Source organism: Aeromonas piscicola, from assembly GCF_000820005.1.
In the GTDB taxonomy this organism is placed as follows: Bacteria; Pseudomonadota; Gammaproteobacteria; order Enterobacterales; family Aeromonadaceae; genus Aeromonas; species Aeromonas piscicola.
Window position 1 is genome coordinate 1 of sequence record NZ_CDBL01000015.1, and the last position, 20,328, is coordinate 20,328.

Annotated in this window: 17 protein-coding genes; 7 read left to right on the plus strand and 10 right to left on the minus strand. The window is 60.2% G+C overall.

The genetic code is table 11. The features are described 5' to 3' along the window. The 3 genes from glgC to BN1128_RS02990 form a co-directional block, all read right to left on the minus strand. Nucleotides 1–984 (minus strand): glucose-1-phosphate adenylyltransferase (gene glgC / locus BN1128_RS02980; RefSeq protein ID WP_042866264.1); only part of this gene is annotated, 984 nt, incomplete at its 3' end. A 273-nt stretch (nucleotides 985–1,257) separates the two neighbouring features. Continuing rightward, on the minus strand, nucleotides 1,258–2,397 hold the full coding sequence (tapW, locus tag BN1128_RS02985; protein ID WP_042866198.1) for a type IVa pilus ATPase TapW: 1,140 nt from the start codon (nucleotides 2,395–2,397) through the stop codon (nucleotides 1,258–1,260). A 59-nt stretch (nucleotides 2,398–2,456) separates the two neighbouring features. Further along, a complete protein-coding gene (locus BN1128_RS02990) occupies nucleotides 2,457–2,813 on the minus strand; it encodes a DMT family protein (protein ID WP_042866201.1) in 357 nt (118 codons plus the stop codon). A 113-nt stretch (nucleotides 2,814–2,926) separates the two neighbouring features. Between BN1128_RS02990 and BN1128_RS02995 the strand changes: the two genes are divergently transcribed. The 3 genes from BN1128_RS02995 (at nucleotide 2,927) to BN1128_RS03005 (ending at nucleotide 5,585) form a co-directional block, all read left to right on the plus strand. After that, entirely contained in the window at nucleotides 2,927–3,691 is a 765-nt protein-coding gene (locus BN1128_RS02995; RefSeq protein WP_042866203.1) for a substrate-binding periplasmic protein, read from the plus strand. A 90-nt stretch (nucleotides 3,692–3,781) separates the two neighbouring features. Next, entirely contained in the window at nucleotides 3,782–4,789 is a 1,008-nt protein-coding gene (gene btuC / locus BN1128_RS03000; protein WP_042866204.1) for a vitamin B12 ABC transporter permease BtuC, read from the plus strand. Further along, entirely contained in the window at nucleotides 4,776–5,585 is an 810-nt protein-coding gene (locus BN1128_RS03005; RefSeq protein ID WP_042866205.1) for an ATP-binding cassette domain-containing protein, read from the plus strand. Before btuC ends, BN1128_RS03005 begins: the two co-directional genes overlap by 14 nt. Nucleotides 5,586–5,607: 22 nt before the next feature. On the opposite strand, the gene aac(6') is transcribed toward BN1128_RS03005, so the two are convergent. Together aac(6') and BN1128_RS03015 are read right to left on the minus strand one after the other, a co-directional pair. After that, nucleotides 5,608–6,066 (minus strand): aminoglycoside 6'-N-acetyltransferase, encoded by a 459-nt coding sequence (aac(6'), locus tag BN1128_RS03010; RefSeq protein ID WP_042866208.1) that lies wholly within the window; start codon nucleotides 6,064–6,066, stop codon nucleotides 5,608–5,610. A gap of 7 nt (nucleotides 6,067–6,073) precedes the next feature. Beyond that, nucleotides 6,074–7,138, minus strand: a complete 1,065-nt coding sequence (locus BN1128_RS03015) for a 3-deoxy-7-phosphoheptulonate synthase (RefSeq protein ID WP_042866209.1) — start codon at nucleotides 7,136–7,138, stop codon at nucleotides 6,074–6,076. 153 nt (nucleotides 7,139–7,291) lie between these two features. Between BN1128_RS03015 and BN1128_RS03020 the strand changes: the two genes are divergently transcribed. Beyond that, nucleotides 7,292–7,672, plus strand: a complete 381-nt coding sequence (locus BN1128_RS03020; RefSeq protein ID WP_042866210.1) for a diacylglycerol kinase — start codon at nucleotides 7,292–7,294, stop codon at nucleotides 7,670–7,672. Nucleotides 7,673–7,822: 150 nt separating this feature from the next. On the opposite strand, the gene serA is transcribed toward BN1128_RS03020, so the two are convergent. The 5 genes from serA to BN1128_RS03045 all read right to left on the minus strand — a co-directional run bounded on the left by serA (nucleotide 7,823) and on the right by BN1128_RS03045 (nucleotide 13,691). Continuing rightward, nucleotides 7,823–9,055, minus strand: a complete 1,233-nt coding sequence (gene serA, locus BN1128_RS03025) for a phosphoglycerate dehydrogenase (protein WP_042866211.1) — start codon at nucleotides 9,053–9,055, stop codon at nucleotides 7,823–7,825. Nucleotides 9,056–9,320: 265 nt separating this feature from the next. After that, nucleotides 9,321–9,974, minus strand: a complete 654-nt coding sequence (gene rpiA, locus BN1128_RS03030) for a ribose-5-phosphate isomerase RpiA (protein ID WP_042866213.1) — start codon at nucleotides 9,972–9,974, stop codon at nucleotides 9,321–9,323. A gap of 240 nt (nucleotides 9,975–10,214) precedes the next feature. Further along, complete coding sequence (locus BN1128_RS03035; RefSeq protein WP_042866214.1) at nucleotides 10,215–10,814, minus strand: 5-formyltetrahydrofolate cyclo-ligase; 600 nt, start codon at nucleotides 10,812–10,814, stop codon at nucleotides 10,215–10,217. Between the two features lie 156 nt (nucleotides 10,815–10,970). Continuing rightward, nucleotides 10,971–12,305 carry a Na+/H+ antiporter NhaC family protein gene (locus tag BN1128_RS03040; protein ID WP_042866215.1) on the minus strand — a complete coding sequence of 445 codons (1,335 nt, stop codon included), beginning with the start codon at nucleotides 12,303–12,305 and terminating at the stop codon, nucleotides 10,971–10,973. Between the two features lie 417 nt (nucleotides 12,306–12,722). Then, a complete protein-coding gene (locus tag BN1128_RS03045; protein WP_042866216.1) occupies nucleotides 12,723–13,691 on the minus strand; it encodes an alpha/beta hydrolase in 969 nt (322 codons plus the stop codon). Between the two features lie 240 nt (nucleotides 13,692–13,931). Between BN1128_RS03045 and dapB the strand changes: the two genes are divergently transcribed. The 3 genes from dapB (at nucleotide 13,932) to carB (ending at nucleotide 19,809) form a co-directional block, all read left to right on the plus strand. Beyond that, complete coding sequence (gene dapB / locus BN1128_RS03050) at nucleotides 13,932–14,744, plus strand: 4-hydroxy-tetrahydrodipicolinate reductase (protein WP_042866217.1); 813 nt, start codon at nucleotides 13,932–13,934, stop codon at nucleotides 14,742–14,744. A 672-nt stretch (nucleotides 14,745–15,416) separates the two neighbouring features. After that, nucleotides 15,417–16,568, plus strand: coding sequence for a glutamine-hydrolyzing carbamoyl-phosphate synthase small subunit (gene carA, locus BN1128_RS03055; protein ID WP_042866218.1), 1,152 nt, complete (start codon nucleotides 15,417–15,419; stop codon nucleotides 16,566–16,568). A 16-nt stretch (nucleotides 16,569–16,584) separates the two neighbouring features. Beyond that, nucleotides 16,585–19,809: a carbamoyl-phosphate synthase large subunit gene (gene carB / locus BN1128_RS03060; RefSeq protein ID WP_042866219.1), complete on the plus strand. Its 3,225-nt coding sequence runs from the start codon at nucleotides 16,585–16,587 to the stop codon at nucleotides 19,807–19,809. Nucleotides 19,810–20,328 lie beyond the last annotated feature (519 nt).

Consider the following 20,328-nt stretch of genomic DNA (forward strand, 5'->3'; position numbering starts at 1 on the left):
GATGGTCATGCCGTGCTGACTGTTTCTGTCCTGCACGAACTTGGCGGGGGGCGTCATGTTCTGGCTGGTCCAGATTGGCCACTCCTGATCATAGATGTCGAGTTCGGGCGTCACTGAGGCCAGATCCATGTTGGCTTCCCAGAACGAATCCACAGTCCCCACATCGCGCCAGTAGGGGCGCTTTTGCGGGCAGCAGCCGACGCAGGACATGCTGAACGGATGGGCGTAGGCTGTGCCCTCCTTGACCACTCGCGGGATCACGTCCATGCCAAAATCGTGGTGGGATTCCTGGTTGGCCAGATCCTCTTCCAGCAACTGGTAGAGATACTCGGCCTCGAAGATATAGACCCCCATGGAGGCCAGTGCCATATCGGCCTTGCCCGGCATGGCCGGCGGATTGGCCGGTTTTTCGACGAAGGCGTTGATCTTGCGATCCTCATCCACCGCCATCACGCCAAAGGCGCTCGCTTCGGTACGTGGTACCTCGATGCAGGCCACCGTGACTTTGGCGCCCATGTTGACGTGGTCAAGCAGCATGGCGGCGTAATCCATCTTGTAGATGTGATCCCCCGCCAGCACCACCACATATTTGGGGCCGTGATCGCGAATGATATCCAGATTCTGATAGACGGCATCGGCAGTGCCGCGATACCAGTTGACCTCGTCCACCCGTTGCTGGGCTGGCAGCAAGTCGATGAACTCGTTCATCTGGTAGCGAAGGAATGACCAGCCCGATTGCAGGTGGCGCAGCAGGCTGTGAGACTTGTATTGGGTGACCACGCCGACCCGGCGGATCCCCGAGTTGATGCAATTGGAGAGTACGAAGTCGATGATGCGGAACTTGCCGCCGAAATGCACTGCCGGTTTCGCCCTGTTGTCCGTCAACTGCTTGAGGCGACTGCCCCGCCCTCCTGCGAGAACCAAGGCCATGGTCTCGTTCAGCAACTGTCTGGATTTTGCTGTATTGGCAGGTTGTAACAACATTGAATACCCCTTTATTGATATATCTCTTCGATAGTGCCTCCTTTGAAGCTGGTTTGAAAGTGCTTTCAGTCACACTTCTCACATGGTTTTTCGACGAAGTGATGATTTTATCATTTGTGATGACAGAAATTGTCGCAGGGAGCGCGATAGTTCACCAGATGTCAGGTTGTCAGCGGGCCGAGAGGGCAGGGATGATTTTGAATAAACAGCATTTTTTAAAACAGACACCCGCCGAAGCGGGTGTCTGTTTAACGGGGGAGGGGGTGACTTGCACTAGAAGGGATCGTTACTTTCATCCTTGGTGGGCTCCAGACTCCAACCCGTGGCATCGCTGCTGCTGGCTATCTGGCCCTTCTCCTTCCACAGCTTGATCTTGAGGCGCAGGTTGTTGGCCGAGTCGGCGTTTTTCACCGCCTCTTCCTCTTCGATCACCCCTTCCACCACCAGATCGAACAGGGCGCTGTCGAAGGTGACCATGCCGAGGGCCTTGGATTTCTCCATCACCTCCTTGAGACCGCCAAATTCACCGCGCTTGATCATGTCGCGAATGGTGTGGGTGCCCAGCATGATCTCCACCGCCGCCCGGCGGCCGCCATCCGTGGTTTTCACCAGCCGCTGGGAGACAAACGCCTTGAGGTTGTTGCCCAGATCGTTGAGCAGCTGCGGGCGGCGCTCCTCCGGGAAGAAGTTGATGATGCGATCCAGCGCCTGGTTGGCGTTGTTGGCGTGCAGGGTGGAGATGGCGAGGTGCCCGGTTTCGGAGAAGGCCAGCGCATGCTCCATGGTTTCGCGGTCGCGAATTTCGCCGATAAGGATCACGTCCGGCGCCTGGCGCAGGGTATTCTTGAGTGCGGCGTGGAAGCTGCGGGTATCCACCCCCACCTCCCGCTGGTTGATGATGCTCTTGCGGTGGCGGTGCACGAACTCCACCGGATCCTCGATGGTGATGATGTGGCCGCCGCTGTTGCGGTTGCGATGGTCGATGAGGGCCGCGAGCGACGTGGACTTGCCCGAGCCGGTACCGCCTACAAACAGCACCAGGCCGCGTTTCTCCATGATGGTGTCGAGCAGCACGGGGGGCAGTTTCAGGTCCTCGAAGCGCGGGATCTCGGTCTTGATGTTGCGGGCCACCAGGGAGACTTCGTTGCGCTGCTTGAAGATGTTGATCCGAAAGCGCCCTATCTGGGGCAACGAGATGGCGAGATTCATCTCCAGCTCCCGCTCGAACTGCTGCTTCTGCTCGCCGTCCATGATGTCGGCGGCAATCTTTGCCACCTCGCCCGGCTCGAGCGACGTCTCGGACAGGGGGCGCAGCCCACCGTTGAACTTGGCGCAGGGGGGGGCGCCGGTCGACAGATAGAGGTCGGAGCCGTCCTGTTGGGCCAGGATTTGTAGCATGTCTCGCAATTCCATGGTTTTGCCTCGTCTATCAAGCAGATGCCATTGCATTGAATGTCATAGAGTGTACAGCTTCAGGCACCGGTGAGTTTCTCGCGAAACACAAAAAACACCGCACCCATGATACAGAGACCAGCCCAGAGGTAATCCCACTTCAGATCCTCTTTCAGATAGAAGACGGAGAAGGGGACGAACACTGTGAGGGTGATTACTTCCTGCAATATCTTGAGCTGGCCCACGCTCAGCACCGTGTGGCCGATTCGGTTGGCGGGCACCTGCAACAGGTATTCGAACAGGGCTATGCCCCAGCTCACCAGGGCGGCAATGATCCAGGGCTTGTGGTTCATGCTCTTGAGATGGGCATACCAGGCGAAGGTCATGAAGACGTTGCTGCACACCAACAGACCAATACTGGCAATGATAGGGTTCATTAGGTTCTCCTTTAAAATCAATCGCATTTTATCTCTGAAGCACGGGTTTCCATAAGTGGGGCAGCAGGGTATTTTTAACCCATCAAGGATTGGGTAACACGAGGTTCAACGGGATGGGCAAGACAAGCTGGGGTGTGCTTGGTCTGCTGTTTGCCTGCCTGGCGCACGGGTCGCCGACCCTGACGGTGGCCACCGATGTCTGGCCACCCTTTCGGATTTCGCAACCGGACGGTCAGTTCCGCGGGCTGGACATGGACATTCTGCAACGGCTGCAACGCCGCAGCGGCATACCGTTCGAGGTGAAGCGGGTCCCCTGGGGACGGGCGCTCAAGCAGATGCAGACCGGTCAGGTCGACCTCATGATAGGCCTGGCCATGACGCCGGAGCGGGCACAATTCATCGATTATCTGCAACCGGCCTATTACCAGTGCCGACCTGCGTTTTATGGCAAGGCTGCGGCGGTATCAACCCTGCGCACCTACGCCGATCTGCAGGGGCAGAAGGTGGGCTATGTGCTCAATTCCGTTTATTTTGAGCAGTTTGATACCGACAACCGGCTCGACAAGCACGGCGTACCCACCGAGGATCAACTGCTGCGCATGGTGCAGCGTGGCCATCTGCCGCTGATGATAGGCACCGACTGCCAGGTGGATTATGCCCTGAGCCAGCACAACGAGGCCGGTCTCATCAAGGCGGCCTACCAGCCGCCCCTGCCTGTGGTGCTCTATCTGGGCATGAGCAAGCAGTCACCCCACCAGGCGCTCAGACAGCCGTTGGTGCTGGCGTTGCAGGAGCTGGTGGCCAGCGGCGAAATCCAGGCCTTGGCCAAGCCTTACCAGCCTTGGCCAAGCCTTACCAGCCTTGACCTCGGGTGGTAACACGCTGTTATCATGCGTTTTTCGTCCTTGTGCGCCGGGCGGGTCAATTCCTCATCGGCGCCGGGCCTTGTTCACGTTCGGGGATCCTCTGTGTATCTCTCTCTGCTCGCCCGCCAGCGCCGCTGGCAGCGGGGCTGGTTGCTCGGTCTGGCGCTGCTGACCCTCACGCTGTTTCTCTTCTCCCTCGCCTGGGGCGAATTCGTGCTGCTACCCTGGCAACCCATGGGAGAGCTCGAACAGCGCATCCTGCTGGAGCTGCGGCTGCCGCGCGCCCTGCTGGCCCTGCTGGCAGGGGCCGCGCTCGCCTGTGGTGGCGCCGTGCTGCAGGTGATGCTGCACAACCCGGTGGCCGAGCCCGGCCTGCTCGGCGTGTCGAGCGGGGCGGGATTGGCTGCCATGGTGGCGATGGCGGTGGCCAAATCCCTCGGCGTCTATCTGCCGGGCTGGGGACTGTCGCTGGCGGCCTTCGGTGGCGCCCTGCTGGTGACCATGCTGCTCATACGGCTGGCGCGCCGGGCCCGGCTCGGCCATGCCCGTCTGCTGCTGTTCGGGGTGGCCATCGGCATTCTCACCAATGCGGCCATGACCTGGCTGATGTACTTTGCCGACGATGGCTCCCTGCGCGAGTACATGTTTTGGATGATGGGCAGTCTCGCCTACGGTAGTCAGCAGCTCGGCTGGTGGTGGCTGGTGCTGCCGCTGACGCTCGGCTGGCTTTGCTGGCAGGGCAAGGCCTTGCAGCAACTGTTGCTGGGGGAGACCCAGGCTCGCCTGATGGGGCTGGATGTGGACAGGATGCGGGTGCGGCTGGTGCTGGCGGTCTGTCTGCTCACCGGCCTGGCGGTATCCCTGTGCGGTGTCATCGGTTTCGTCGGATTGGTGGTGCCCCATCTGCTGCGCCTGTGCGGCGGCAGCGACCAGCGCTTCCTGTTGCCCGCCTCGGCGCTGGGGGGCGGTGCTTTGTTGCTGGGGGCCGATCTGGTGGCACGTTCTGCCTTGAGCGCAGGCGAGTTGCCCATCGGTGTCATCACTGCTTCTGTGGGGGCGCCGCTCTTCATTTACCTGCTGTTGAGGCAAGATGCCGATGTCGCCCGCTGATCCCTCTTCGCTTGAACCGGCTCCCCTGATCGAGGCACGCGCCCTCGCCATCCCCGAGCGATTGGCCCCGCTCGATCTGTGCTGGCAGGGGGGCCAGCTGGTGGCCCTGCTCGGCCCCAACGGCAGCGGCAAATCTACCTTGCTCGGCGCCCTGGCCGGCATTCTGCCCGCCACGGGTATGGTGCGGCTGTGCGGGGAGGCGGTCAGCGAGCTGAGCTGGCCCGAGCTGGCCCGGCGCCGCGCCATGCTGCCTCAGCGCCAGCCCCAGCTGTTTCATATTCCGGTGTTTCAGGTGCTGGCCATAGGGCTGGACGACGGGGTGGAAGCCGGCACGCAGAGCGATGTGAAGCGGGTCCAGAGCGAGGCCATTGACGCCCTGTGTGATGCACTGGAGCTGAGCACCCTGCTGGCACGCGATTTCAGTCGACTCTCCGGCGGGGAGCAGCAGCGGGTGCTGATCGCCCGCACCCTGCTGCAGCTATGGCCCAGCCTCAATCCGGCAGGCCGGGTACTGCTGCTGGATGAGCCGCTGGCAGGGCTGGATCTGCACCATCAGCTGGCGTTGTTGCGGCTGCTGAAGACGCTGGCCCGGCAGGGACTGCTGGTGGTGCTCGCCATCCACGACATCAACCTGGCTATCGATTGGGCGGATCGGATCCTCTGTCTGCAACAGGGGCGGGTGGTGAGCGAGGGTGGGACCGCGCTTATCGACGAGGCTTTGCTGGAGCGGGTGTTCCAGATAAAGACGGATCGCATTGAGGCGGCCGGTCGGGTCTGGTTTATGCCGAGCCTGTGAGAAACAAGAAAGGCCCTTGGCGTCAGCCGAGGGCCTTTTTGAAGAAGACGACTCGCTCCGTTTCGGCAAAGCCGAGTCGCTCGTGCATGCGCTGTGAGGCAAGATTGTCGATGGCGGCATCGGAGGCAAGCTCGCGGCAACCCAGCTCGCGGCCCCAATGCGCCACTTGGGCGATCAGGGCGCGCGCCAGCCCTCGCCGGCGCGACGCCGGTTGGACATAGACTCCTTCCAGATAGACCACCGGGCTGCTTTCGCAGCCATTTACGTAATCGTGGCGCAGGGCGGCATCGGCAAAGCCCACCGTCTGATCCTGCTCATCCAGCGCCAGAAAGGCGTTCAGGCCGGCATTGGTCAGCAACTCGCCCCCCTCCTGCAGATGGGCAGCGATCCCGTGGTGCGGCCACAGTTGCTGGCGCAGGGCCGCCCATTGCGCCAGCCGGGCCTCATCGAGGGGCACTATTCGCCAGCCAGTCTCTGTCATGCCGGGCTCAGCCCTGCCGCTTGGCAAGGCGTGCCTGCGCGGCCTCGGCCAGCATGGCCAGCAGCGTTTCGGTGTCGCTCCACGACAGGCAGGCATCCGTGATGCTCTGGCCGAAGGTAGCGGCGCAGCCGTTCTCCACATCCTGACGCCCTTCCACCAGGAAGCTCTCGGCCATGATGCCGGCGATGCCGGTACGGCCACGGCGCAGCTGATCGCAGATGTCCTGCGCCACCAGCAGCTGGCGGCGGTGATCCTTCATGCTGTTGCCGTGGCTGAAATCCACCACCAGCCGCTCGGGCATGCCCACATCGGCCAGGGCCTCGCACGCCTCGTCGACACTGGCGGTGTCGTAGTTGGGCCTGTGGCCGCCACGCAGGATCACATGGCCAAAGGGGTTGCCGGCGGTGCGGTAGATGGTCATCTTGCCGTCCTTGTCCGGGGAGTAGAAGATGTGGCTGTGACGGGCGGCGCGCACCGCATCGATGGCGATGCGGGTGTTGCCGTCGGTGCCGTTCTTGAAGCCAACCGGGCAGGAGAGGGCCGAAGCCATCTCGCGGTGCACCTGGGATTCTGTGGTGCGCGCGCCGATGGCGCCCCAGGTGATGAGATCGCTGATGTACTGGCCGGTCACCATGTCGAGGAACTCGGTGGCGGTGGGCATGCCGATCTCGTTGATGTCGACCAGCAGCTTGCGGGCCAGTTTCAGCCCTTCGTTGACGTCGAAGCTGCCATCGAGGCGCGGATCATTGATGAGCCCCTTCCAGCCGACTATGGTGCGCGGCTTCTCGAAGTAGGTACGCATGACGATGCAGAGGCTCTCTTTGTACTGCTCGCGCAGGGCGTTGAGACGGCGGGCGTATTCATGGGCGGCGGCCGGATCATGGATGGAGCAGGGGCCGACGATGACCAGCAGGCGCTGATCCTCACCGGCCAGAATGGCTTCCACTTCGCGGCGGGCATCCAGCAGATTCTGGGCAATGGTGTCGTTGATAGGGAAGGCGTGCGCGAGCTCGCTTGGAGTGATCAGAGACTCCAGGCGACGGGTGCGCAATTCATCGGTGTGAATGGACATACGACTCAATTCTCGAGTGGGTGGCGTGGGCTGTTGCTCGACGGCGTGCCGAAAATGCAAGGGGATAAAATAAAGCAAAAACCCCCTGATTGAAACCTTGAGGGGCTCTGATAGGATGTGAACCCCAAAACGACGCCAAATGAGGTAGATAGCGTGGCAAAGCCAGGAGCAACCGGGGTTACCCGCATCATCAACGCAACCGGTTACAGCATGAAGGGGCTCAAGTCAGCCTGGATCAACGAGGCGGCCTTCCGACAGGAGCTGATGTTGATCCTGCTGCTGATGCCACTGGCCTTCTGGCTCGGGGATTCCCTCAACCAAATCCTGCTGCTGGTGAGCATCAGCTGGCTGGTGGTGATCGTCGAGGTGCTCAACTCCGCCATAGAGGCTGTGGTGGACAGGGTGGGCTCGGAGCATCACGAGCTGTCGGGCCGCGCCAAGGATCTCGGCTCTGCTGCGGTGTTTATCGCGCTGGCCCTCAATGCGCTGGTATGGGGCGCCCTGGTGGGACGCAATCTGCTGGGCTGGTGGTAGATCTTTCGGTACCAAGAAAAGCCCGACGGGGCATAACCCAGCTGAGCTGGTGGTAGGTTGCGAGATCAACCTTCCTCCTGGCACTTCTAGCATAAAAAAGCCCGTCATCGAGACGGGCTTTTTGCTGGCCGAGCGCTGGGGCTCAGGGCATCAATGCAGGATCCGGGCACGTATGGTGCCGTTGATCTCCTTGAGCTTGGCGAGGGCCTTCTCGCTGTGCTCCGTCTCCACGTCGATCACCACGTAACCAATATGGCTGCTGGTCTGCAGGTATTGACCGGCGATGTTGATCCCCTCTTCGGCGAAGATCTGGTTGATCTGGTTCATGACGCCCGGCTGGTTGCGGTGAATGTGCAGCAGGCGGCTGGAACCCTTGTGGCCCGGCAGTGAGACTTCCGGGAAATTGACGGCGGAGAGGGTGGAGCCGTTGTCGGAATACTTGACCAACTTGTTGGCCACTTCCAACCCTATGTTCTCCTGGGCTTCCTGGGTGGAGCCACCTATGTGCGGGGTCAGGATCACGTTGTCCAGGCCGCGCAACGGGGTCAGGAACTCCTCGTCGTTGGACTTGGGCTCGCTCGGGAAGACGTCGATGGCGGCGCCCGAGAGGTGGCCGCTCTTGATGACGTCGGCCAGCGCATCTATGTCTACCACGGTACCGCGGGAGGCGTTGATGAAGATGGCGCCCGGTTTCATCATGCGCAGCTGCTCGGCACCGATCAGATCCTTGGTGGAGGCGGTTTCGGGGACGTGCAGGCTGATGATGTCAGACATGTTGAGCAGCTCGACCATGCTCGGCACCTGAATGGCGTTGCCGAGCGACAGCTTGTTCTCGATGTCGTAGTAGTAGACCTTCAGGCCTATGCTCTCGGCTATGATGCCGAGCTGGGTGCCGATATGGCCGTAGCCTATGATGCCAAGCTTCTTGCCACGGGCTTCGACCGAGCGGTTGGCCAGTTTTTCCCACACGCCGCGATGGCACTTGGCGTTCTTCTCCGGGATGCCACGCAGCAGCAGCAGTATCTCTCCCAGCACCAGTTCGGCCACCGAACGGGTGTTGGAGAAGGGGGCGTTGAAGACGGGGATACCACGCAGGTGGGCGGCATCGAGGTCGACCTGGTTGGTGCCGATGCAGAAGCAGCCGATGGCAACCAGCTTGCCGGCGGCATCCAGCACCTTCTCGGTGAGCTGGGTACGGGAGCGCAGACCCACGAAATGCACGTCACGAATGCGTTCGATCAGATCCTCTTCCGACAGGGAGGTCTTGAGGTACTCCACGCTGGTGTAACCGGCGGCACGAAAGGTTTCCACCGTGTTGGGATGGACTCCCTCCAGCAGCAGCACCTTGATCTTATCCTTGTCCAGCGAAAACTTGGCAGTCATGACGATCCCTCTATGTATGCAAAGAATGAGTGCAGATATGGCGTGTGAAGAAAACCGTAAAGTAACAAAAACGGTTGGGAGAGGGAATATTTGTGACGAAAGTCAAATTCTTTGAAGTTTTCAACGATAGTTGTAAACCATAGTTTGCAACTCATTGAGGGATAAATGAAAACGGCGCCATCAGGCGCCGTCATCCATTCAGGGGGCTATCTTGGGGCATCAGCCTGCGGTGGCTGCGGAACTGAGCTGCCCCCATCCATAGGTATTACTGGGTAACCACGCCCTCCGGCGTGCCGATCAGCACAACGTCCGCACCGCGGTGGGCGAACAGGCCGTTGGTGACCACACCGACGATGGCGTTGAGCTGCACTTCCAGCCCTTTGGCATCCTCGATGGCCATGCCCTTGACGTCCAGTATGATGTTGCCGTTGTCGGTGACCACACCTTCACGCCACACCGGATTGCCGCCCAGCTTGCGGATCTCGCGGGCCACGTATTCGCGGGCCATGGGGATCACTTCCACTGGCAGCGGGAACTGGCCCAGCACGTCCACGGTTTTGGTGTTGTCTATGATGCAGATGAACTTGTCGGCCACGGCCGCCACTATCTTCTCGCGGGTCAGGGCCGCGCCACCGCCCTTGATCATGTCGCGGGTCGCATTGATCTCGTCGGCACCATCCACGTAGACGGAGAGGGCATCAATGTCGTTGAGGTCAAACACCTGGATGCCAAAGCCCTTGAGGCGCTCGGTGGAGGCCACTGAGCTGGATACGGCCCCCTTGATCTCGTCCTTCATGGTCGCCAGCGCGTCGATGAAGTGGTTGACGGTAGAGCCTGTGCCGACCCCGACTATGGTGCCGGGAACCACGTACTTGAGCGCAGCCCAACCGGCCGCCTTCTTCATTTCATCTTGAGTCATGATGGATCCTTTGGGGAAAAAGCGGGCGCATTATATCCAAGCATCCCCCTCAGAGCGACCACAGCGCTCACGTTCCGGCCCAAAAACCCCCAAGATGTAAATCGTTTGCCTGTTTATTGAGCCCTGTCACCCGGACGGGGCAGAGCTATGTGCAAAAGTGGCGGTATCGCGCGCAAAACGGAGCAGGCCAAGCCCAAGACAGAGAGGGGCAGGCAGTCAGTACGGGCCGATGCCTGATGGTCATGGAAATTGCCAGCAGCGGCTGGGGGTGATGATCTGCGGCAGCGGCACGTCCCACTGCTCCTGTGGCACGGCATCCACCTGTTGGCAGTCGTGGGCGATCCCCAGCGGTTTGGGGCCCAGCCTGTGTTCATGCCAGCAGGCGAGGGTGCGATCGTAATAGCCGCCGCCCATGCCTAGCCGGTTGCCCTCGGCATCGAACGCCACCAGCGGAGTGCAAATAAGGTCCAGGGTGCTGTGAGGCACCACCTGGGACATGTCCAGCTCAGGCTCGGCGATGCCATAGCGATTGCGGGTCATGGGGCTGGTGGCGGTATAGCGCAAGAAGAGCAGGTGACCCGGAGTGAAGGGGTGCAGCACCGGCAGGTAGACCTCTTTTTGCTGGGCCCAGAGCCAGTGGATGGCGGGCAGGGGATTGAGTTCGCCATCGTTGGCCAGATAGAGGGCGATGCGTCTGGCCGCCAGTATCTCCGGATGTTGCTTGAACTGGGCAACCAGCCGCTGGGCGGCTTCCTGCTGCTCGGCCTGGCTCAGGCTCTTTCTGCGCTGGCGGATGAGCTGGCGCAGGGATTGTCTTTCAGGCTGGGTATCATCCGGCATGGGGGCTCCTCTGGTGTGCACCCGTGTGGTGCAGATGGGTTGCCGTAACGGGTTGGGGTTACCTTAACAAGGCTGGCGAGGGATGAACAGCGCGACCAGCCCTGCTTGAATGGGCCGCCGGGCAGGACTCAATGCCCCGTCCGGCAGCGGATTTGGTTACTTGTCAGAAGTCTTGCCCATCTGATGCTTGACGAACACTGCCACCAGCGCTGCCAGCGCCAGGGCCATGGGATAGAAGCTCATGCTCACCACCGCCAGTGGCGACAATGCGAAGATGGAGCCCAGCAGCAGCGCCTGTGCGCCCCAGGGGATGAGTCCTTGTACCACGCAGGAGAAGATATCCAGCATGGAGGCGGCGCGGCGCGGGGTGACGCCGTGATGCTCCGCCAGCTCGCGCGCTACCTTGCTGGCCACTATGATGGCCACCGTATTGTTGGCGGTGCAGAGGTTGGTCAGCCCCACCACGCCGGCGATGCCGAGCTCGGCCGCCTTCTCGTTCTGCTCGCCATCGTGCTGGCGGGTAAAGCGGGCGATCAGGGCGCTGATCCGCTCGCTGATCCAGGCCAGCCCGCCCTGGCGCTCCATCAGGGCGCCGAGACCGCCGATCAGCATGGAGAGCAGGAAGATCTCCTGCATGCCGGTGAAGCCTTGATAGATGTCCTTGCTGAACTGGCCCAGCGGATAATCGCTGACCATGCCCACGGCGCCGGCGGCCAGTATGCCAATGCCCAGTACCATGAAGACGTTCATGCCGGACAGGGCCAGCACCAGGATCAGCAGGTAGGGCATCACCTTGAACAGATCCGCATGGGCTGTCGTGGCGGGGGCTTCCCCTACGGATCCCAGGGTCAGATAGAGCAGGATCACTGCGATGGCGGCGGGGGCGGCAATCTTGAAGTTCTCGCGAAACTTGTCCTTCATCTCGCAGCCCTGGCTGCGGGTCGCGGCTATGGTGGTGTCGGAGATGATGGAGAGGTTATCGCCGAACATGGCGCCGGAGAGAATGGTGCCGGCCATCAGTACCGGATCGATACCGGCTGCCTGGGCCACGCCAAGAGCCACGGGGGCCACGGCACCGATCGTGCCCATGGAGGTGCCCATGGCAGTGGCAATAAAGGCAGAGATGAGGAACAGCCCCGGCAGCAGGAACCAGCCCGGGATCAGCGACAGACCGAGTGCAACAGTGGCATCGACTCCACCGGTGGCTTTGGCCACGGTGGCGAAGGCGCCAGCCAGCAGATAGATGATGCACATCGCCATTATGCTGCTGTCACCCACCCCCTTGAAGAAGGTTTCAAGGTTCTTGTTGAACCCCTCTTTCCCCAGCGTCAGTGCCAGCATGACGGCGGGCAGTGCAGCCACGGGGGTGGGCAGCTGATAGAAGGCGAATTCCACCCCCTGCAGGGTAAGCCAGGTGCCGGTACCGATAAAGAGAGCGAGAAAGACCAGAAGAGGCAGCAGGGCTCTGGCACTGGGTTGGGTCTGGATCATGTGTTCCTCTGTGGTTGAACATGACCTCCCTGTCGCAGCCAGCCCAGATAGGGGAGTGAGCCTGGCGGGCATCCTGCCGCTATGGGGCGCCTACAGTAGTGAGTCAGGGCCATTCGGTCAAGATAGACGTCCAGATGGATAAGGATTTTTATCAGCCAATTCTGATGTGATTGAAATATCAAAAGTATGTTCGGAAATATTAATCAATACTGTTTATTGTTCGGCATTGTCTTGGGACATACAGGGCACTTTTCACAGACATGTCATTTGGCGGACGGGGCTGACGGGCTAATGACACTGAATATACGGGCTATCTGTGTTTGGAGTAGGCCACCAACGCCGCCTTGCACGTGCTGGATATGGCACTCGCATCTGCAGGCAATGAGGCGGCCTTGATAGTCGGTGAGGGCGGCGCTGTTACTGCGTCATTTTCTCCACGGCCTGAACGGCTGCAGCCAGGGCGTGCTTATCGAGAGTCAGGGCAATGTGACCGATATCCGGCACCAGGGTGACGGGCCATTGAATGCCGAGCGCTCTTAACTCGGGTTCCAGTTGGTCGGTTTTAAACGCCTCGTCATCGGTGCCCGCAATCACGGCGCAGGGGCGCTTTGCATTGCGCAAATTCTGCCGGTAGTCGCGCTCTGGCTGGAAGTTCGAGGCGAGGTTGAATGAGTAGGAGGGGGTCAGGAGAGCTTTCGCTTCTTCATTGAGCGCAAAGTTCAGCACGGTCAGATGGTTGAGTGCTGAAATATGGAAACCGTTGAGGATGCTCAGGGCAATGAGGCGAGGAATGCCGACACGCACCCAGCCACCACTGTTGGGTCGGTAGTTGGCGGCAGTGGGGCCCAGATACGGGGAGAGGAGCAGGTAGTTTTCAAACAGGGTTTGGCGTGAGCTGCCAGCAACACGCAGCACGAAGCCACCGCCGGATGAGAAGCCTGCGAGGGTGGCAGGTTTGCTCGGAGCCACTGCTGCGGCGAAATCTTCCAGATCGTCTTCCAGTTGCCCTATGTAGGCTATCGTGCCTCTTTGGCCCGACTCGCCATGGCCACGGATATCGAGGGTATAGGCACCATAACCGGCTTGCGAGAAGGCGCTCGCCAGTATGTGCATGCTCTGGCTGCTGGCAGAAGAGCCATGAACCAGCACAACGCTACCCCTGACATCCTTGCCTGCGGGGGCATAGTGTCGATAGCCCAACTGCGCGCCGTCACGGGCCGGGTATCTTGAGAGCGGCGGCAGGCCGCTCCAGTCAAGGGTTTTGAAGGGGGTGTTGATACTGGCCATCTCCGGCGCCGGACTTGGCCCGCCAAAGCGCAGCGCCGCCACCAGGGTGACAAGGCCGAGCGACAGCAGACCCAGCACAAGCAGCAATCCCGTATTCATATGTTTATCTCCTGGCGGCAGCGGCGTGGGGTTGAGCCTTGTGTCCATCAAGGGAAACCTATCAGATGGCGCCGTCTCTGCCAAACCTCCAGTCTGCGGGGCTGGAATGGCAATGGGTGCATCAGCCATTTTGAGTGGTTCACCGTCGCACCCGAACCGAAGAGGGTGTCTCACGGCTTTTCAAAGCCGGCGCAGGCTGGTAAAACGGTCTCTTTCCATAAAACAGATGAGAGGGTGGAGATGGACAATCCGATCCGTGTGGCCGTGATGGGCTGTAATGGTCGTATGGGCAAGGTGCTGCTGGAAGCCATCACCAATGCCGAGGGCGTGGTGGTCGGGGCGGCGCTGGAGCGACCGGGCTCTGCCGTGATCGGGCTGGATGCCGGTGAGCTCAACGGTCTGGGCAAGCTGGGTGTGATGATCAGCGACAGCCTGGACAAGGTTCGGGATAAGTTTGATCTCATCATCGACTTCACCCGTCCCGAGGTGACCCTGGCCAATCTGGCCTTTGCACTGGCTCATCAGAAGCAGATGGTGATCGGCACCACCGGCTTTGACGATGCTGGCAAGGCGGCGCTGAAAGAGGCGGGCAAGCAGATCGGCATCGTGTTCGCCTCCAACTACTCGGTCGGTGTCAACCTGGTGTTCAAGCTGCTGGAGCAGGCCGCCAAGGTGATGGGGGATTACACCGACATCGAGATCATCGAGGGGCACCACAGACACAAGGTGGATGCACCGTCCGGCACCGCGCTTTCCATGGGGGAAGTGGTGGCCAAAACCCTGGGCCGCGATCTGAAAGAGTGCGCCGTCTACGGCCGCGAGGGGATCACCGGCGAGCGGGATCGCAACACCATCGGCTTTGCCACCATTCGTGCCGGCGATCTGGTGGGGGAGCACACTGTCATGTTTGCCGACATCGGCGAGCGGGTGGAGATCAGCCACAAGGCCTCCAGCCGCCTCACTTTCGCCAATGGTGCCGTGCGGGCCGGCAAGTGGCTTGGCCAGCAGGGTGCCGGTCTCTACGACATGCAGGATGTGCTCGACCTCAAGTGAGCGGCCAAGGTGGCGGCAGGCGGGCCGTAATGGGCCCCTCCTGACAATGTTGCCAAACCCCGGTTCGCCGGGGTTTTTCATATATTTTTGTATAAATGGCGCTTACACCCTGTTTTTTATGTGAAATGGCCTAAACCTCTTCTTTACCCAATTCATCCCATCCGGCTATGGCTCAAATGTCATCAAAGGGTAACGGGATTGAGCTTCAACACCCCCTGCACCCGCATTTTTTTACATGACATGAAAAAGACTAAAAATTCAAAACAAGAAAAACGTTTTCTATTTTTGTTTGGCACTCATCTGTCAATAAAAGGCTCGTTTAAGCCTTTTTGAATTTTTTCTTTAAATTATAATTTATTGTTTTTTAGGGTTTAAAAGTCATTTTTTGTGAGTTGAGTGGCATGAGTGCTCCCTTTTGTGTCGGGTTTTGGCTTTTCTTTTGATGGCGGGGGTTGCAAAGCGATCGAGTGCATAGATAATGGGTAATGTTGCTTGTTTATTGAATTTAGATGCATTTAAAACGAGAAAAGACGTTGAAATGCGATCGTTTTTAAGTAGAATGCGCCCAATTTGCCAGAAATCTGCCGGGTTTGAGCCCTGTTTCAAACAGCGTCCGGACCCGCAACACCCAGGTAAATTGCTGAATTTAAAGCTAAATAACTGGAGGTTGTCTTGAATCACACTGCATTGCTAGTGCTGGAAGATGGAACTGTGTTCAAAGGCGTGTCGATAGGCGCCGAGGGATGTTCCGTTGGTGAAGTGGTTTTCAATACGTCGATGACGGGCTATCAGGAAATCCTTACCGATCCCTCTTATTCCCGTCAGATAGTCACCCTCACTTACCCCCATATAGGCAACACCGGCACCAACAGCGAAGATGAAGAGTCCAGTCAAATCCACGCGCAGGGATTGATCATCCGGGACCTTCCGATACTTGCCTCCAATTTCCGCAATCAGCAATCCCTCTCCGATTACCTCAAGTCTCACAACATCGTTGGCATCGCCGACATCGACACCCGAAAACTGACCCGCATCCTGCGCGAGAAAGGCGCCCAGGCTGGCTGCATTTATGCCGGTAAAGAGGTGGCGGGCAAACAGGTCGATGAGGCATATGCCCTCGAACAGGCGCGCGCCTTCCCCGGTCTCAAGGGGATGGACTTGGCCAAGGAAGTGACGGTTGAGCAGCCCTACGCCTGGACCGAAGGCAGCTGGCAGCTTGGCAAGGGGCATGTCACCCCGGCGGCCGATGAACTCAAATACCACGTGGTGGCCTACGACTTTGGCGTCAAGCGCAACATTTTGCGCATGCTGGTGGATCGTGGCTGCCGCCTGACGGTGGTGCCGGCCAAGACCCCGGCCGCCGAAGTGCTGGCGATGAATCCCGATGGCATCTTCCTCTCAAACGGCCCGGGTGACCCCGAGCCCTGCGACTACGCCATCGCGGCCATCAAGGCTTTCCTCAATACCAACACCCCGGTGTTTGGCATCTGCCTGGGTCACCAGCTGCTGGGTCTGGCCTCCGGTGCCAAGACGATGAAGATGAAGTTTGGCCACCACGGAGCCAACCACCCGGTGAAGAGTCTCGATGACAACACTGTGATGATCACCGCCCAGAACCACGGTTTCGCGGTCGATGAGCACAATTTGCCGGCTTGCCTGCGTGCCACCCACGTCTCCCTGTTTGACGGTTCCTTGCAAGGTATCCACCGCACCGACCGTCCGGCCTTCAGCTTCCAGGGTCACCCCGAGGCGAGCCCGGGCCCGCACGACTGTGCCGGTCTGTTCGACCACTTTATTGAATTGATCAAGCAGTATCGCGCTTAAGAGGAAAAGAGAAGCCATGCCAAAACGTAACGACCTACAGAGCATCCTGATCCTCGGCGCCGGCCCCATCGTCATCGGTCAGGCCTGCGAATTTGACTACTCCGGCGCCCAGGCCTGCAAAGCCCTGCGCGAGGAGGGCTACCGCGTCATCCTGGTGAACTCCAACCCGGCCACCATCATGACCGACCCGGAGATGGCCGACGCCACCTACATAGAGCCCATCACCTGGGAAGTGGTGCGCGAGATCATCAAGAAAGAGCGCCCGGATGCCGTACTGCCTACCATGGGTGGCCAGACAGCACTGAACTGCGCGCTGGATCTTGAAAAACACGGGGTGCTGGCCGAGTTCGGTGTCGAGATGATAGGTGCCACCGCCGACGCCATCGACAAGGCCGAAGATCGCCGCCGCTTTGACATCGCCATGAAGAGCATTGGTCTGGAGTGTCCGCGCGCCGGTATCGCCCACAACATGGAAGAGGCGTGGGGCGTGCAGCAGATGGTCGGCTTCCCCTGCATCATACGTCCCTCCTTTACCATGGGCGGCTCGGGCGGCGGCATCGCCTACAACACCGAAGAGTTCGTCGAGATCTGCGAGCGCGGTCTGGACTTGTCGCCGACCAAAGAGCTGCTGATCGATGAGTCGCTGATCGGCTGGAAAGAGTACGAGATGGAAGTGGTGCGGGATCGCAACGACAACTGCATCATCGTCTGCACCATCGAAAACTTCGACCCCATGGGCATCCACACCGGTGACTCCATCACGGTCGCGCCAGCCCAGACGCTGACCGACAAGGAGTTCCAGATCATGCGCAACGCCTCCATGGCGATACTGCGCGAGATCGGCGTCGAGACCGGCGGCTCCAACGTCCAGTTCGGTATCAACCCGAAAGATGGCCGCATGGTCATCATCGAGATGAACCCGCGGGTGTCCCGCTCCTCTGCGCTGGCCTCCAAGGCGACCGGTTTCCCCATCGCCAAGATTGCCGCCAAGCTCGCCATCGGTTACACCCTGGACGAGCTGATGAACGACATCACCGGCGGTCGCACTCCGGCCTCCTTCGAGCCGGCCATCGACTATGTGGTCACCAAGGTACCGCGCTTCAACTTTGAAAAGTTCGCCGGTGCCAACGACCGCCTGACTACCCAGATGAAATCCGTCGGCGAAGTGATGGCCATTGGCCGCAACTTCCAGGAGTCCCTGCACAAGGCGCTGCGCAGTCTCGAGACCGGCAAGACCGGCTTCGACCCCATGGTTGACCTCAATGCTCCGGACTCCCTGACCCGCATCCGCCACGAGCTGCAGGACGCTGGCTGCGACCGCATCTGGTACATCGCCGATGCGTTCCGCGCCGGTCTCTCCATGGACGGCATCTTCAAGCTGACCAAGATTGACCCCTGGTTCCTGGTGCAGATAGAAGATCTCATCAAGCTGGAAGAGCAGGTGAAAGAGCGCGGCATGGCCGGTCTTGACGCCGACTTCTTGCGCGCCTTGAAGCGCAAGGGCTTCGCCGACGCGCGCTTGGCCAAGATCCTCGGCGTGGCCGAGGGCGAGGTGCGCAAGTTGCGTGCCCGCCACAACATCTTCCCGATCTACAAGCGGGTCGATACCTGCGCGGCCGAGTTCGCCACCAACACCGCCTACATGTATTCGAGCTATGACGAAGAGTGCGAGGCCAACCCGACCAATCGTGACAAGATCATGATCATCGGCGGCGGCCCGAACCGTATCGGTCAGGGCATCGAGTTTGACTACTGCTGCGTGCACGCGGCACTGGCCCTGCGCGAAGACGGTTACGAGACCATCATGGTCAACTGCAACCCGGAGACCGTCTCCACCGATTACGACACCTCGGATCGCCTCTACTTCGAGCCAGTGACCCTGGAAGACGTGCTGGAAATCGTGCGCATCGAGAAGCCCAAGGGCGTCATCGTCCAGTACGGTGGCCAGACCCCGCTCAAACTGGCACGGGCATTGGAAGCCAACGGCGTGCCGATCATCGGTACCAGCCCGGATGCCATCGACCGCGCCGAAGACCGCGAGCGCTTCCAGTCCGCCGTCGAGCGTCTGGGCCTCAAGCAGCCGGAAAACGGCACAGTCACCGCGTTGGAGCAGGCAGTGCTGACCGCCGAGCGGATCACTTACCCGCTGGTGGTGCGCCCCTCCTACGTGCTGGGTGGCCGCGCCATGGAGATCGTCTATGACGAGACCGACCTGCGTCGCTACTTCGCCGAGGCGGTGAGCGTCTCCAACGAATCGCCGGTACTGCTGGACCGCTTCCTGGACGATGCCACCGAGCTGGACGTGGATGCCATCTGCGACGGCACCGATGTGGTCATCGGCGGCATCATGGAGCATATCGAGCAGGCCGGTATCCACTCCGGTGACTCCGGCTGCTCCCTGCCGCCTTATACCTTGTCCAAGAAAATTCAGGACGAGATCCGCGAGCAGGTGCGCAAGCTGGCACTGGAACTCGGTGTAGTCGGCCTGATGAACGTGCAGTTTGCGGTCAAGGGCGATGACATCTACCTCATCGAAGTGAACCCGCGTGCCGCCCGTACCGTGCCGTTTGTCTCCAAGGCGACCGGTGCGCCGCTGGCCAAGATTGCCGCCCGCGTCATGGCCGGCCAGAGCCTGAAAGATCAGGGCTTTACCACCGAGATAATCCCGCCTTACTACTCGGTGAAAGAGGTGGTACTGCCCTTCGCCAAGTTCCCTGGGGTTGACCCGCTGCTGGGGCCAGAGATGCGCTCTACCGGTGAAGTAATGGGGGTGGGCAGCAGCTTTGCCGAGGCCTATGCCAAGGCCCAGCTGGGTGCCAGCCATGCGGTGCCGAAAGAGGGCCGTGCTCTCTTGTCGGTGCGTCACAGCGACAAGGCGCTGGTGGTCGATTTGGCTGCCAAGCTGCTGGAGCTGGGCTACGAGCTGGATGCCACTCACGGCACCGCAGTGGCGCTGGGTGAAGCGAGCATCAACCCGCGCCTGGTCAACAAGGTGCACGAAGGGCGTCCGCACATTCTCGACCGCATCAAAAATGGCGAGTACACCTACATCGTCAACACCGCCGAAGGGCGAGTGGCGATCCAGGACTCCAAGCAGTTGCGCCGCGCCGCCTTGCAGCACAAGGTGGCTTATACCACCACCATGAATGAGGCGTTTGCCACCTGCATGGCCATCAGCATGGATGCCACCGCCAACGTGAACTCGGTGCAGGAGCTGCATCAGAAGGTGAAAAACCGCTAAGGATTGCGTAACAAGGGCAGGGGAGTCTTTCTCTCCTTCTTTGCACAACACCCGCGAACCTGAAAAACCCCGCCAGCGATGGCGGGGTTTCTGTTTTTTGGCGGCTCTGACCAGCCTCCGTCATGGGGGAAAGGTGCGCATGGGAGAGGGGATATGGTCATCGGAGGGTGAGATACACCCTATGGGTGGCATAAAAGTGATAATGATTGCGCATTGGTGGCTCTGGTTTGCAATCTTTGCAATCACTCGCCTGCCCACCTCTATATACTTGTTTCTCATCACATAAGGTCGTCTGCGCCCGCAACAGCGGGGTGCGAGGATCAGGGCCAGTTGCTTATCCGGCAGCCGAGGCCGGCCCCTTTATCCATAGGGACCACAGGAAACCGGTTGTGGGGTTACCACCCACGCAACCGTCAGGGCCAGCGTTACCGCGCAAGCCCGCTTCCCCCTCCTTACCCCGTCAGCTTGCCTGCCCAGTCGCGTCGTTGCTCACCTTCATTGCCCGCAACGGCGCCGCGC